Source organism: Streptomyces sp. IMTB 2501 (assembly GCF_001953885.1).
GTDB lineage: Bacteria > Actinomycetota > Actinomycetes > Streptomycetales > Streptomycetaceae > Streptomyces.
The window spans coordinates 47,767-61,987 of sequence record NZ_MQUS01000020.1; the positions used below are offsets into that span (position 1 = coordinate 47,767).

13 protein-coding genes and 3 pseudogenes are annotated in these 14,221 nt (G+C 69.8%); 11 read left to right on the forward strand and 5 right to left on the reverse strand.

Annotated elements, in window-relative coordinates:
* Positions 1–147 precede the first annotated feature (147 nt).
* Complete coding sequence (locus tag AV521_RS29595) at positions 148–486, forward strand: hypothetical protein (protein WP_076092515.1); 339 nt, start codon at positions 148–150, stop codon at positions 484–486.
* A gap of 81 nt (positions 487–567) precedes the next feature.
* On the opposite strand, the gene AV521_RS29600 is transcribed toward AV521_RS29595, so the two are convergent.
* A complete protein-coding gene (locus tag AV521_RS29600) occupies positions 568–1,761 on the reverse strand; it encodes an MFS transporter (protein ID WP_076092517.1) in 1,194 nt (397 codons plus the stop codon).
* A gap of 143 nt (positions 1,762–1,904) precedes the next feature.
* Between AV521_RS29600 and AV521_RS29605 the strand changes: the two genes are divergently transcribed.
* From AV521_RS29605 to AV521_RS29640, 9 genes and pseudogenes are all read left to right on the forward strand, one after another.
* On the forward strand, positions 1,905–2,351 hold the full coding sequence (locus AV521_RS29605) for a DUF6010 family protein (protein WP_076092519.1): 447 nt from the start codon (positions 1,905–1,907) through the stop codon (positions 2,349–2,351).
* A 3-nt stretch (positions 2,352–2,354) separates the two neighbouring features.
* Positions 2,355–2,936, forward strand: a complete 582-nt coding sequence (locus AV521_RS29610) for a TIGR03086 family metal-binding protein (RefSeq protein WP_076092521.1) — start codon at positions 2,355–2,357, stop codon at positions 2,934–2,936.
* A complete protein-coding gene (locus AV521_RS29615; protein ID WP_076092523.1) occupies positions 2,924–3,289 on the forward strand; it encodes a lantibiotic dehydratase in 366 nt (121 codons plus the stop codon). Before AV521_RS29610 ends, AV521_RS29615 begins: the two co-directional genes overlap by 13 nt.
* A gap of 405 nt (positions 3,290–3,694) precedes the next feature.
* On the forward strand, positions 3,695–4,396 hold the full coding sequence (locus AV521_RS29620; RefSeq protein ID WP_076092525.1) for a GntR family transcriptional regulator: 702 nt from the start codon (positions 3,695–3,697) through the stop codon (positions 4,394–4,396).
* Positions 4,393–5,304, forward strand: a complete 912-nt coding sequence (locus tag AV521_RS29625) for a dihydrodipicolinate synthase family protein (RefSeq protein ID WP_076092527.1) — start codon at positions 4,393–4,395, stop codon at positions 5,302–5,304. The genes AV521_RS29620 and AV521_RS29625 overlap by 4 nt, the downstream gene beginning before the upstream one ends.
* Complete coding sequence (gene araD / locus AV521_RS29630) at positions 5,292–7,022, forward strand: L-arabinonate dehydratase (protein ID WP_076092529.1); 1,731 nt, start codon at positions 5,292–5,294, stop codon at positions 7,020–7,022. Before AV521_RS29625 ends, araD begins: the two co-directional genes overlap by 13 nt.
* 48 nt (positions 7,023–7,070) lie before the next feature.
* A pseudogene (locus tag AV521_RS29635) lies at positions 7,071–7,301 on the forward strand (pectate lyase); the annotation flags it as partial.
* Positions 7,302–7,303: 2 nt separating this feature from the next.
* Positions 7,304–7,444, forward strand: a pseudogene (locus AV521_RS51195) (pectate lyase); the annotation flags it as partial.
* Between the two features lie 116 nt (positions 7,445–7,560).
* Entirely contained in the window at positions 7,561–8,358 is a 798-nt protein-coding gene (locus AV521_RS29640; protein WP_076092531.1) for an HAD family acid phosphatase, read from the forward strand.
* A 27-nt stretch (positions 8,359–8,385) separates the two neighbouring features.
* On the opposite strand, the pseudogene AV521_RS29645 reads toward AV521_RS29640, so the two are convergent.
* The 3 genes and pseudogenes from AV521_RS29645 to AV521_RS29655 form a co-directional block, all read right to left on the reverse strand.
* Positions 8,386–9,429 (reverse strand): annotated as a pseudogene (locus AV521_RS29645) (glycoside hydrolase family 43 protein); the annotation flags it as partial.
* 205 nt (positions 9,430–9,634) lie between these two features.
* Entirely contained in the window at positions 9,635–10,483 is an 849-nt protein-coding gene (locus AV521_RS29650) for a hypothetical protein (RefSeq protein ID WP_076092533.1), read from the reverse strand.
* Positions 10,480–11,049, reverse strand: a complete 570-nt coding sequence (locus AV521_RS29655; protein WP_076092535.1) for a SigE family RNA polymerase sigma factor — start codon at positions 11,047–11,049, stop codon at positions 10,480–10,482. Before AV521_RS29655 ends, AV521_RS29650 begins: the two co-directional genes overlap by 4 nt.
* Positions 11,050–11,312: 263 nt before the next feature.
* On the opposite strand from AV521_RS29655, the gene AV521_RS29660 reads away from it, so the two are divergent.
* Positions 11,313–12,710 (forward strand): NCS2 family permease, encoded by a 1,398-nt coding sequence (locus tag AV521_RS29660; RefSeq protein WP_076092537.1) that lies wholly within the window; start codon positions 11,313–11,315, stop codon positions 12,708–12,710.
* 8 nt (positions 12,711–12,718) lie between these two features.
* Here the strand turns inward: AV521_RS29660 and AV521_RS29665 are convergent, their stop codons facing one another.
* Positions 12,719–14,173 (reverse strand): penicillin-binding protein 2, encoded by a 1,455-nt coding sequence (locus AV521_RS29665; protein ID WP_076092539.1) that lies wholly within the window; start codon positions 14,171–14,173, stop codon positions 12,719–12,721.
* Positions 14,174–14,221 lie beyond the last annotated feature (48 nt).

Sequence of the window (14,221 nt, forward strand, 5' to 3'; positions counted from 1 at the left end):
GAAAGGGAAGCAACACAGCAGCGGACCGGAGCAGCCGCAGGACACGGCACTGATCAAGCCGTCCTCCTCGGCACGGTCCTCGTCGCCACCATCACAGTCAACAGCGACCCCGGAAATTGGGGACCCAGCGACTCGATCATCGGAATCGTGCTCCTCCTCATCATCGGCGCCCACTATCGCTGGACCGAGTACGGCGTGGGCTGGGACCGAGCCGCGAAGACCTGGGCGTTCGCCGCCATCATCGCGCTGTGCGTGTGTATGGTCCTCGCGTTCCCCGAGCTGAAGATCTCCGGCAGCGAAGGCACCACCGATACCTGGCTGCTACCGGTCACATGGGTGGTCTCCACGCCGATCCTGTGGGCCGCGCACGTCAGACTGTCCGCGAGGGTGAACGTCCGGGGCGATGCGTCAGGCCGAGAGGCACAGGAGCCGGTGCTTCCGGCCACTGACACCGCACATCGCTCCCGTCGCGAGTCCGGGGCCTGAGCACTCCGCCTGTCCGGCGGAAGGCGGTGTTCGAGGGCGTGACGAGATCCGGCGCCTGTTCACCGCCCTTCAGCATGAAGATCACGATCTACGGCCGGAGTGCCGGGCCAGCGAGGCTGCCGTCAGCAGCAGCGCCAGGCCGTAGAGGGGCAACAGCAGGCCGGGGGAGGTGAGTTCGATCAGGCCCGCCCCGACGCCCAGCCCGATGACGTTGGGCGTGAAGACGAGCGTGTTGGCGGTGGCAGTCGCCCGGCCCAGCAGCGGGCCGGGCGTCTGCTGCTGGACGGCGGTGAACGTCGCGACGAGCACACAGGGCAGGCCCAGACCGATCGCCACGGCGGACGCGAGGGCCACCGCGTCCGACGGCACCGCCCGCGCGGCCACCGCGACCGCCGTCAGCGCGATCCCCGCCGCCCCGAACCGCCGCCCGCCCAGCCGCCTCAGCGCCGCCCCCGAGGCGACCCCGGCCGTCACCGAACCGGCGCCCTGAAAGGCGTACAGCACGCCCGTGTAGGCGGGGGAGTGGCCGAGCCGGTCCACCACGGCGTACACCGTCGTGCTGCTCAGCGAGGCGAGGAGCATCGTCGTGCCTCCGGTTCGGACCAGTGTGCGCAGCCCCGGGTGACCCCACAGATGCCGGACGCCCACGGCGGTCTCCTTCCGCCAGCCGCCGCCGGACCTCTCGGGCCGTTCCTCGCGCACCCGCAGCAGGGCGCACAGCCCGGCGGCGAGCACGAAGGTGACCGCGTCCAGAGAGGCGACCGCCGGTCCGCCGAACGCCGTGTACAGGCCCGCCCCGGTCAGCGGAGCGACGAGCTTCATGCCCTCCGTGACGGTCATCCTGAGTCCGTTGAAGTCGCCGCGGAGGTCACCCGGGACGGCGGCGGTGACCAGGGCCGACTCGGCGGCGTCCCCGACGACGCCGACCGTGCCGTACAGGAGCAGGACGGTGAACAGCAGCCACAGTCCGTCGGGCGAGTGGACGGTGAAGAGCGTCAGGAGTACGGCGGCCAGCCCCAGGTTCAGGGCGATGAGGAGGGGCTTGCGGCACACGCGATCGGCGAGCGTGCCCAGGGCCGGACCCGCGAGGGTGGGGGCCCACGCGGCGAGGAAGCACAGGGCGGGCAGGCCGTCGGACCCGGTGAGGTCCCTGACCCACACGCCCGCCGCCAGCGACAGCGAGGAGGTGCCGAAGGCCGACACCACCAGGCTCGTGAGATACAGCCGCGCGTTGCGCTCCCGCAGCACGCGCAGCAGCGTCCAGGAAGTCGTCATGCCCGCTCATCGTGGTTCTAAGGCGGGCCCGGCCGGATCGGCAAGGTGCCTTACGCGGGTCCTGTCCCCGACGGCGGCAATCCGTCGGAACCTGTCGGTAATGCCTCTGGGGCGTGCCCCGGCCCGAACCTACTGTCGGCGCCATGCGCTACCTCGCCCCGATCCTGATCGGTCTCCTCTACGTCCTCCTCATGTCCCTGATCCCCGAACCGCACCGGCGCCGCTTCAACGCGGTCATGGTGGCCGGTGCGGGCGCCGCCTACCTCAGCGGTGGCGGCCTCGGCGGCTGGGAGTTCGCGTTCACCGCGGTGGCCACCTTCGTCGCCTACAAGGGCCTGGACTCCTGGGCCTGGATCGGCGTCGGCTGGCTGCTGCACACCGCGTGGGACGTCGTGCACCACCTCAAGGGCCACCCGATCATCCCGTTCGCCCACGACTCCTCGTTCGGCTGCGCGCTGTGCGACCCGGTGATCGCGGTGTGGTGCCTCGGCGGCGGCCGGTCACCGTGGCGGCGGCTGCGCGCCACCGATGAGTTCCGGCGCGCCGGCCGGTCAACCCTTCGTACGAGGACCGCAACCGTCAAGGAGTGAGACATGACCATGGTCGACCTCGGCCCGCAGACCCGGATCGTGGCACGGCTCGCCGAGTCCGTGACCGACGACCAGCTGACCGGCCCCACCCCGTGCCCGGAGTGCGCGGTGCGGAACCTGCTGGGCCATATCCAGATGCTGTCCGTGGCGTTCCGTGACGCCGCCCGCAAGGACCTCGGTACGACGACCGACACCAACCCGACCGCCGCCGTCCCGGACATCGGCCCCGGCTGGCGCGAGGAACTGCCCAAGGCCCTCGACGAACTCGCCGACGCCTGGCGCGCCCCTCAGGCATGGACCGGCATGACCCGTGCGGGCGGCGTGGATCTGCCGGGCGAGCTCGCCGGTGCCGTCGTCGCCGACGAACTGGTCATCCACGGCTGGGACTTGGCCCGCGCCACCGGCCTGTCCTACGCCCCCGACCCCGCCGCCCTGGACTCGGCCCTCGTCTTCCTGGCCGCCGCGGCCGACGACCCGAACCGCGGCGGCGGCCTCTTCGGCCCGGTCGTCCCGGTCCCGGAGAACGCGCCCCTGCTGGACCGGGCGGTCGGCCTGAGCGGCCGGGATCCGGGGTGGCGCTCTTAGCACTTCCAGTTCTGTACGCCTGCAGCGGCTTTGCACTGCTGCGTGCGGCAGTGGAGATCTCCAGTGCGTCGCTCGCCCGCCGCTGGGACGAGATTCTGCGCGGGGACCAACGCGGGGTCGCCGAGGTCCGGCGGGCCGTCCGCGCGGTCACCTCGTACCGGCCGCGCATGGCGACCCGGTGCCCGCCGTTCGGGATCACGGCCGGGATGGGGGTGGCCCGCTTCACCGACCGTGCGCAGGACGCTCCGGTGCGGCTGGGGCCGTCGATGCGCAAGTCGGTCCGGCTGGAACGCGGTTGGGTCACGGCGTTGACGGCCTCCCGGACCGGCGGCCAGAGGCGCTGCGCTGTCTGAGGCTCACGGCCGACAACCCGTGCCGGGTGCGTGCGACCGGCTGGTGCTCTCCTGCCTCCCGGACCTGGGCACCGAGGACACCGAGCCCGTACGCGAGGTCAGCGTGCGCCACACCCCGGCCGTCCGCGCCGCCCCGGACGCCGTACCCGCACCGCTGCTCGTCGTGGACGAGCTGCCCTCTACGCGGCCCAGTACACCCCGGTACCGGGCACCCGACACGCACGGACCCTCGTACTTTCCCGGGCCTGCCGCTCACCCTCGCGGTCTGGGGAGCCCCGACTCCCGCTGCCCGAAGCTCACTCCCTTTGTCAGAAGCATTGACGAATGGCAGGCCCCCTCCTACTTTCGTCGCGTCGTACTTCGTACGTCATATATGAGACGCGATATGAGATCCGAGAGGGCCGCATGACCTCTGTGCCCATTCCGATCCCGTCCCGCACACAGTTCGTGCTCGACGCGATCAAACACCGGATCCTGACCGGGCAGTTGACGCCCGGTCAGGCCCTGGTCGAGACGGAGCTGGCCGCGCTGTTCGGGGTGTCCAAGACCCCGGTGCGGGAGGCGCTGAAGACCCTCGCAGGGACCGGACTCGTCGTGATGAGCCAGTACAAGGGCGTCACGGTGCGCATGGTGGACGCAGACATGGCACGCGAGGTCTACGACGTACGGCTGCTGCTGGAGCCCGAGGCGCTGAGAAGGACCGTCAGGCGAGGCGCGTCCCTGGCTGACGCGCGCGACGCGCTGACCCGGGCCGACGCCGCCACCGACACCGCCGAACGCTCCCTCGCCAACCGGGAGTTCCACCGCGCCCTGTATCTGCCCTGCGGCAACCCGCTGCTCGGCCGGATGCTCGACGAGGTCCGTGACCAGGCCGCCCTGGTCTCCGCCGTCGCCTGGGCCGCCGACCCCTCCTGGGAGCGGGAGGCCGCCGAGCACCGGGAGATCCTGCGGCTCGCACTCGACGGCGCCGCCGACGGTGCCGCCCTCGCCCTGCACGCCCATATCGCGTCCTTCGTACAGCGGGCTTTTCCCTCGGCCACCGAGGACCCCGAGGACCGCGAGGACCCCGAGGACGCAGTCCCCCAGGCAGAGAAAGGCCATCGATGAGCGGCGTGACGTTCGAGACCCAACGGGCGGCCCTGGCCGACGTGGTGGCCATCCCGGTGACGCCCTTCGCCGCGGACGGCTCCGTCGACACCGGCGCCCACCGGGCCCTGCTGCGTCGCCTGCTCGACGGCGGGATCCGGACCCTCACCCCGAACGGCAACACCGGCGAGTTCTACACGCTCACCCCCGAAGAGCGCCTCCTGGTCACCGAGTTGACGATCGACGAGGCCGGTGACCGCTCGGTGATCCTCGTCGGCGTCGGTCACGACCTGCCCACCGCCATCGCCTCCGCCCGGCACGCCCGCGATCTCGGCGCCCCGATGGTCATGGTCCACCAGCCTGTGCACCCGTACGTCTCGGCGGCCGGCTGGGTCGACTACCACCGTGCCATCGCCGAGTCCGTGCCCGAGCTGGGCGTGGTGCCCTACATCCGCAGCGACCGGCTGTCCGGCGCGCGGCTCGCCGAACTCGCCGACCACTGCCCGAACGTCATCGGGGTCAAATACGCCGTCCCCGACGCCGCCCGCTTCGCCGCCTTCGCCCGCGACGCCGGCCTCGACCGCCTCGTCTGGGTCGCCGGTCTCGCCGAGCCGTACGCCCCGTCCCACTTCTCGGCGGGCGCCACCGGCTTCACCTCCGGTCTCGTGAACGTCGCCCCGGCCGTTTCGCTGAACATGATGGAAGCGCTTCGATCCGGCGACTACCCGGCCGCCATGAAGGTCTGGGAGCAGATCCGCCGCTTCGAGGAACTCCGTGCCGCCCACGGCTCAGCCAACAACGTCACCGTCGTCAAGGAAGCGCTCGCCGCGCTCGGCCTGTGCCGCCGCGACGTCCGCCCGCCGAGCCGGCTGCTGCCCGAGGACGAACGCGCCGAGGTCGCCGCCATTGCCACCGGATGGTCGATATGAAGCGCCCGGAGGAACTCAGAAGCCACCAGTGGTACGGCACCGACGGCCTGCGCTCCTTCAGCCACCGCGCCCGCACCCGCCAGCTCGGCTATCTCCCCGAGGAGCACCTCGGCAAGCCGGTCGTCGCGATCCTCAACACCTGGTCCGACATCAACCCCTGCCATGTCCATCTGCGCGACCGCGCCCAGGCCGTGAAGCGCGGGGTGTGGCAGGCGGGCGGCTTCCCGCTGGAGTTCCCGGTCTCCACCCTCAGCGAGACCTTCCAGAAGCCGACCCCGATGCTCTATCGCAACCTGCTCGCGATGGAGACCGAGGAGCTGCTGCGGTCCTATCCGGTCGACGGCGCGGTGCTGATGGGCGGCTGCGACAAGTCGACCCCGGCGCTGCTCATGGGCGCCGCCTCCGTGGACCTGCCCGCCGTCTTCGTGCCGGCCGGGCCCATGCTGCCGGGCCACTGGCGCGGCGAGGCGCTCGGCTCCGGCACCGACATGTGGAAGTACTGGGACGACAAGCGCGCGGGCCTCGTCGGCGACTGCGAGATGGCCGAGCTGGAGAGTGGCCTGGCCCGCTCGCCCGGCCACTGCATGACCATGGGTACGGCGTCCACGCTGACGGCCGCCGCCGAAGCGCTCGGGGTGACGGTGCCGGGCGCGTCCAGCATCCCGGCGGTCGACTCGGGACACGAGCGAATGGCGGCTCGGGCGGGCCTGACGATTGTCGAACTGGTCCACCAGGAACGGAAGTTGAGTGAGATCCTCACCCGCGAGGCCTTCACGGACGCCGTCACCACCGTCCTCGGCCTCGGCGGCTCCACCAACGCCGTGATCCATCTGATCGCCATGGCCGGCCGTGCCGGCGTGCGGCTCACCCTGGACGACTTCGACCGCATCGCCCGGACCGTGCCCGTCCTCGCCAACGTCCGCCCCGGCGGACAGCGGTACCTGATGGAGGACTTCCACTTCGCGGGCGGCCTGCCCGGCTTCCTGTCCCGGATCACCGACCTGCTCCATCTGGACCGGCCGACGGTGTCCTACGACACCCTGCGCGAGCAGCTGGACGGCGCGCGGGTGCACGACGACGACGTCATCCGCCCCCGCGACAACCCGGTCGCGAGCGAGGGCGGGGTCGCGGTGCTGCGCGGCAACCTCTGCCCGGACGGCGCGGTCATCAAGCACATCGCCGCCGAGCCCCACCTGCTCAAGCACACCGGCCCGGCCGTCGTCTTCGACGACTACAGGACCATGCAGCGCACCATCAACGACCCCGCGCTCGGCATCACCGCCGACAGCGTGCTGGTGCTGCGGGGCGCCGGGCCCAAGGGCGGCCCCGGCATGCCCGAGTACGGCATGCTCCCCATCCCGGACCACCTGCTGAAGCAGGGCGTGCGGGACATGGTCCGGATCTCCGACGCCCGGATGAGCGGCACGAGTTACGGCACCTGTGTGCTGCACGTGGCCCCGGAGTCGTACATCGGCGGTCCGCTGGCGCTCGTCCGGACCGGGGATCTCATCACCCTGGACGTCGACGCCCGCAGTCTCCATCTCCATGTGGACGACGCGGAGCTGGCCCGGCGCAGGTCCCGGTGGACCCCCCCGTCCGCCCGGCACGAGCGTGGCTACGGCGTCCTCTACAACGGGCAGATCACCCAGGCCGACACCGGCTGCGACTTCGAGTTCCTCGCCCGGCCCGGCAAGGTGCCGGACCCGTACGCGGGCTGAGTCGCCCCCGACATAGCCCTCGATCCGCGGCTCCGCCTGGACGAGACGTCCTACTACGGCCGGATCTACGAGCAGCACGACGGCGAGCTGGACATCGTCAAGGGCGCCGACCTCATCACCGCGTCCTGGAACATCTTCGAGGACCACGACAAGACGACGCTCATCGGCAACAGCGACGGCGCGTCCACGGACGCCGTCGACCGAGGGCACCTCAGGGTCACCCTGCACCACAACCTGTACCGGAACGTGCTGGAGCGCGCTCCGCGCGTCCGCTTCGGCAATGGGACTCCGGTGTCTCCACCCCGTCCTTCATCTCCACGGACGCGACCACGACGTACAACGCCCGCAAGCCGGACGGCTCCCTGCCTGCCACGACGTTCCTGACAACGGGAAGCTCGACGATCGGCGCGACGATGAACTGACCGCCGGCGGCAAAAAGCGTATCGATCGGATAACAGCACTCGCAGGCACCGGTGTTATGCGCGTAGACAGTCTCTGACCTGGTACATCACTCTCATCCACCAGATCCGGAGAATCCATGCGGAAGTCCCACAGAGTCATCGCCGCCGGTGCCGCCTGTGCTCTTGCCGGCGTTGCGCTGTACAGCGCGGGCGTGGCCACCGCCGGGCAGTCGACGGCGAACTCCACCCACGAGCCCTACAACATGGGGCAGTTGGTGAAGGACATCGACACCTACTACGGCACGACCGCCGACAGCAACGGCGTCTACCAGGCGTCCCCGGACAGCCCGTACGCCAAGGACCTGGCGCAGCTCGACACCGGCGCCGAGCGGTACATCGACAAGGCGGCCCGCAAGGCGCACCGCCACGGCGAGAAGCCGGCCGTCATGTTCGACATCGACGACACGCTGCTGCTCAGCCTCGACTACGAGAAGCGCTACAACTACACGTTCAACCCCACCACGTGGAACGACTACGTGAACCGCGCCGACCGGCCGGCCGTCTTCGGCAGCCCCGAGCTGGTGCGGTACGCCGAGTCCAAGGGCGTCGAGGTCTTCTACAACTCGGGCCTGTCGGAGGCGCAGCGCGCCGCCGCCGTCGCCAACCTGAGGAAGGTCGGCGCCGATGTGAACCTCGACGCCGACCACATGTTCCTCAAGGACAAGGCCAACCCGCCGGCCTACCTGAGCGACTGCGCCACCCCGGGCACCTGGAACTGCACGACCGTCCAGTACAAGTCCGGCACCCGCAAGCACATCGAGGACGACCTCGGGTACGAGATCATCGCCAACTTCGGCGACCAGTACTCGGACCTCGACGGCGGCCATGCCGACCGCACGTACAAGATCCCGAACCCGATGTACTTCGTCTCCTGACGACCCGGCGGGGCCCGACCGTCATCCGTAGGTCCTGAGCAGGCGCTCGTACTCGGCCCCCGTCACCGGCAGCACCGTGCCGTGGCGGGGGCTGGCGGGCAGCGAGTAGTCCGTGGACGGCGTCCACCTGCCCGAGGCGAGGTCCGTGGTCTCGAAGGGGACGTAGCCGCGCAGGCCGTACTCGTCGATGAACAGGTACCACTTCTTCTCCGTGTTGGACCGGAAGACGGTCGGGCCCTCGCCGCGCTGGATGGCACCGCTGCCGACGCAGTCGGCGACGAAGCCGTACTTCGTGGCCGTCAGGTCCCGCGCCTTCTCCTCGGTGATGAACTTCGAGCACGGGGAGCTGGAGCTCGGATCCCGCTCGTCCTTGGTGAAGCGGTAGTACGTCCCCTTGTCCTCGATGACCGTCGAGTCGATCACCGAGTAGCCGGGGTCGTCCCAGACCTTCGGCGCGCTGAACGTGCGGAAGTCCTTCGTGGTCGCGTACAGCATGCGGTTGTACGTCGAGCCGGTGTGGCCGGGGTCGTCGGCCGCGTACAGCTTGGACGCCCAGAAGACGACGTACTCGTGCAGCCGGCCGTCCCAATAGGCCTCCGGCGCCCAGGCGTTGCCCGCGTCGTCCGGAGCCACCCTCACCAGCCGCTGGTCGGTCCAGTGCACCAGGTCGGTGGACTCCCAGATCATGACGGACTTGCTGCCGTGCCGCTGCACGTAGTCCCAGCTGCCGCTGCTGTTCTGGTACATACGCAGGTCAGTGGCGATGAGATAGAACCTGTCGCCCTTGGGGGAGCGGATCACGAACGGGTCGCGCAGCCCCTTCTCGCCGATGGTCGACGTCAGCACCGGCTTGCCCCCGTTCAACTCACGCCAGTGCAGTGGGTCGTCGCCCCGGCTGAGGGCGAAGTGGATCTGCTCGCCGTCGGCCGTGCCCTCGCCGGTGAAGTAGACGAAGAGATAGCCGGCGTACTTGGTGCGTGGGGCATGCGACGCGTGCGCGGAGCCCGGCTGGGCGGCCAGCAGGGTGAGGAGGAGGGCGAACACGGGAGCCAGCAGGATTCTCAGACGCATTGGCAGTCCTGAGGGATCGTGAGGGGTTCTGTTGAGTGCTGTGCGATCTGTGCTCTCGGAGTGTGGCCAGCGGGGGACAGCGCGTCAATCGGTGTGCGGGCGACTGGGGCGGCCGAAAGTTTCGGTTGCTTTCGCGGGGCCCCGGCCTCTGGCAGTTCTTCTCGCCGGTGGCCATCGAGCCCTCCTGGGCGGCCGTGAACCGAGCCTATGAGCCGCCGTTCGAGCCGGCGTGGGCGGCGAAGTCACCGGTCACCGTGTAGGAACGGCCCCCGGCCGCACCCGTGATCGTGTAACTGTCGTCCTTCGCGTCCCGGCCGCCGCGCTCGTGTTGGTACTGCCCCGCGAACACCCACTGCCCGGCCGGGACCGTACGGCCCTCCTTGAGCGTCCAGATGTAGACGAGGAAACCGCCCTTCTCCTCGGCGGTCTGCGTGAAGTCCGTCTCCGGCAGTGACCGCCAGGCGCCGGCCATGGCGACCCCGCCGGTCTGTGCGACCTTCAACTGAACCGTGAGCGCGGTCAGTCGGGTCGATGTCTTCAGGGTCAGATCGCTCTGCGCCCAGAAGTCGTTGCTGTGCGGGTCCACCGAGCCGTCCGACCACAGCGGTCCGTCCTGGTCGCCGTGTGCCACGGGCGGCCGCGCGGAGCTCTGCGGTGCCCCGGCCGGTGGGGAACTCGGGGTGCGGGAGGGGTGCGTTGCGCCGGTGGTGGGTGCCGGGGCGGCCGTGTGCGCCGACGGTGGTGTCGTCGCGGCCGGTGACGAGGCGGGAGTCGGGGAGACCGCGACCGTCTGCTGGGCCGGCTGGTCGCCGCGGACCGCGGACGCCACCGCGTACCCGCCGATCGCGAGCACCCCGGCCACCGCCGCCGTGGCGCCGACGACCCGCACCCAGCCCAGCACCGGCGGGCGCGTGGCCCCATGGCCGGGCCGGGGCGGCGGCGCGGCCATACCGCGTTCCACGCGGGCCAGGATGCGCGCGCGGTCGGGTTCGTGGGCCTCGGCCGCCTCGTGCAGCCGGGCGCGCAGCTCGTCGTGCACGTCCTGCCGCGTCATTGGTTCCTTCCTCCGCTCTCGCCGACCCGGGCCGCCATCGCCGCGTGCACCCGCCGCGCATCGCTCCGGGGGCCTAGCAGCCGCTGCAGTTCGGCCATGCCCTTGGACGTCTGGCTCTTAACCGTACCCACCGAGACCCCGAGCGCGAGCGCGGTGTCCTTCTCCGAGAGGTCGAACGCATGCCGGAGCACCACACACGCCCGTTTGCGGAACGGCAGTCTGCGCAGCGCCTCCTGGACATCCACCACCCCGGCCACGTCCGGGGTCTCGGTCCTCTCCTCGCGGTGCGCCCAGAACAGCGCGATCCGCCGGCGCTCGCGCACCGCGCTGCGGATCCGGGTGCGGGCCAGATTGGCGACCACGCCCCGCGCGTACGCCACCGGATGGTCGGCCGCGCGCACCCGGTCCCAGCGGTGCCACAGCGCCAGCAGCGCATCCGCCGCCAGGTCGTCGGCGGCGTCCGCCTCGCCGGTCAACAGGTGGGCCAAGCGGGCGAGTTCGGCGTAGTGCCGTTCGAAGAAGGCATGGAATTCCACGGAGGCGGCGTCGTCGACGACTGTGCCCACGGGGTGACCTCTTCTCAGTGCGATTCTCGGTGCGACTCTGTGGCTGTGGATGTCATGTGAATGACATGCGAGCGTCCGGAGACGTCGGACGGAGACCGGGAGCGTAGCAGTGATCTTTTTGTGTCCGTCGTACGGGGTGTCGGACAACGTATGGCAGACCGAACCCGAATCCGTAACACGCCGAAAACCTGAAACGGGTTCGACAGGGGAACAATCCAGCCAGCATCCGCCCGCCGATCATCAGGTGACGAGGAGTGAGACCCATGTCAGTGGACCGGTACTTCAGGATCTCCGAGCGGGGATCCACGGTCGGCCGGGAGATACGCGGCGGCGTCGCCACGTTCTTCACCATGGCCTACATCCTTGTCCTGAATCCGATCATCCTGGGCAGCGCCAAGGACAAGTACGGGCACTCCCTCGACACCGGCCAACTCGTCACCGCCACGGCGTTGGTGGCCTGTGTGATGACGGTCGTCATGGGCGTCGGCGGCAATCTGCCGCTCGCGATCGCGGCCGGCCTCGGCCTCAACGCCGTCGTCGCCTTCCAGCTGGCGCCGCTGATGAGCTGGCCCGACGCGATGGGCCTGGTGGTCCTGGAGGGCCTGATCATCTGTCTGCTGGTGCTCACCGGGCTCCGGCAAGCGATCATGAACGCGATCCCGCATCAGCTGAAGCAGGCCATCGGCGTCGGCATCGGCCTGTTCATCGCGTTCATCGGCTTCGTCGACGCCGGATTCGTCAGCCGCGTCCCCGACGCCGCGAACACCACCGTGCCCGTGCAGTTGGGCGCCGTCGGACGGCTCACCGGCTGGCCCGTGCTCGTCTTCTGCCTCGGCGTGCTCCTCACCATCGCGCTGCTCGCGCGGAAGGTGAAGGGCGCGATCCTCATCAGCATCGTGACGATGACCGTCGTCGCGATCGTCATCAACGCCGTCGCCGACATCAAGAGCTGGGGCCTGACCACGCCCAAGGTTCCCGACAGGATCGTCGCCGCACCGGACTTCGGGCTGATCGGTCACTTCAGCGTCTTCGGCGGCTTCGCCAAGGCCGGCGTCCTCACCGCCGTCCTGCTGGTCTTCACCCTGATCCTGTCCGACTTCTTCGACGCCATGGGCACGATCGTCGGCATCAGCGCGGAGGCCGGGCTGCTGGACGAGAAGGGGCAGGTGCCCGGCATCGGCCGTGTGCTGTTCATCGACGGCGCCGCGGCCGTCGCCGGCGGGCTCGGCTCCGCCTCCTCCAACACCGCCTACATCGAGTCCGCGGCCGGTGTCGGCGAGGGCGCCCGCACCGGCCTCGCCAACCTCGTCACCGGCGGCCTGTTCGGTCTCGCCCTTTTCCTCACCCCGCTGCTCACCATCGTCCCGCTCCAGGCCGCGGCGCCCGCACTGATCGCCGTCGGCTTCCTGATGATGACCCACGTCAAGCACATCGACTGGGACCGGTACGAGATCGCCATCCCGGCGTTCGTGACCATCGCGGCGATGCCGTTCACGTACTCCATCACCGATGGCATCGGCGCCGGGTTCGTGTCCTACGTGCTCATCAAGACGGTGCTGGGCAAGGCCCGGGAGGTCAACTGGCTGTTGTGGGGGGTTTCGGTGCTGTTCCTCGTGTACTTCGCGATCGACCCGGTCGAGCAGGTTCTCGGGGTGAAGTGAGAGGCCGCCTACTTCAGTGCCGCCTGCATCATCGCCTTGGCCACGGGTGCCGCCAGGCCGTTGCCGCTGACCTCCGACCGCGCCGCGTCCGACTGTTCCACCATCACCGCCACGGCGACCTCCTTGCCGTTGCTGTCGGACTTGGCGAAGGACGTGAACCAGGCGTACGGCGTCTTGCTGTTGTTCTCGCCGTGCTGGGCGGTGCCGGTCTTGCCGCCGACGGTGGCCCCGTCGATCAGCGCGTTCGTGCCCGTGCCGTCCTTGACCACCGTCTCCATCGCCGACTGGAGCTGCTCGGCGGTGGAGGAGCTGAGGATCTCCTTGCTGCCCGTGCTGTCGTCGTAGTTCTGCAACACATCACCGCCACTGTCGGTGATCTGCGACACCATATGCGGCGAGACCAGCTTGCCGCCGTTGGCTATGGCCGCGGACACCATGGCCATCTGCAGCGGGGTGGCGGTGACGTCGAACTGGCCGATGCCGGACAGCGCGGTCTGCGCCTTGTCCATGCCCGAGGGGTACACGCTGGCGTAGGCCCGCACCGGCACGTCCTGCTGGTCGTTGTTGAAGCCGAACTTCTCGGCCATGGCCTTCACCTTGTCCTGGCCGAGCTGGACGGCCATATGGCCGAAGACGTTGTTGCAGGAGTACCGCAGGGCCGTGCGGATCGGGGCGTTCTTGCACGGCGCCGACTTGTTCTCGTTCGCCAGCGGGCGCGTCGTACCCGGCATGATGTACGGGTCGGGGCTGTCGGTGGGGTCGGCCACGTTCTTGTACAGCCCGTTCTCCAGCGCGGCCGCCGCCACGACCAGCTTGAACGTCGAACCCGGCGGCAGCGGCTGGCGCAACGCGCGGTTGGTGAGCGGCTTGTCCTCGTTCGCGTTGAGCTGCTTCCAGGCGCTCCCGGCGGTGTTGGCGTCGGTGAGCGAGGACGGGTCGTACGACGGCGTCGACACCACCGCGAGGAGCTTGCCGGTCTTCGGGTCGATCGCGACGGCCGCGCCCTTCTTGTCGCCGAGCGCGCGGTAGGCCGCCTTCTGCACGTCCGGGTCGATCGTGGTGAGGACGTTGCCCGGGCCGGAGCGCTTGCCGGTGAGCGCGTCCATCACGTTCTTCAGCCGGTTGTCCGTGCCGTTCAGAAGTTCCTTGTAGACGCCCTCCAGCTGGGTGGGGGCATAGGCCTGCGAGGCGTAGCCCGTCACCGCGGCGTAGAGCTTGCCGTCCGTGTACGTCCGCTTGTACGCGAGGTCGCCCTTCGTCGTCCGCGCGGAGCCGGTGACCGCGTTTCCGGCCACGATGATGTTCCCGAGCGGCTGCGAGTACGTCTTGATCGCGTTCCGCCGGTTGTCGTTGTCGTCCGCGAGGGCCTTGCCGTCGTAGAACTGCACCCACGTCGCCCTGACCAGCAGAGCGAGCACGAGCAGCAGCGCGAAGACGGACGCCCGCCTGATCGTCTTGTTCATCCCGCTGGAAAGACGTTCGAGAAGGGCCTGATCGTTCCCGTACGCCCC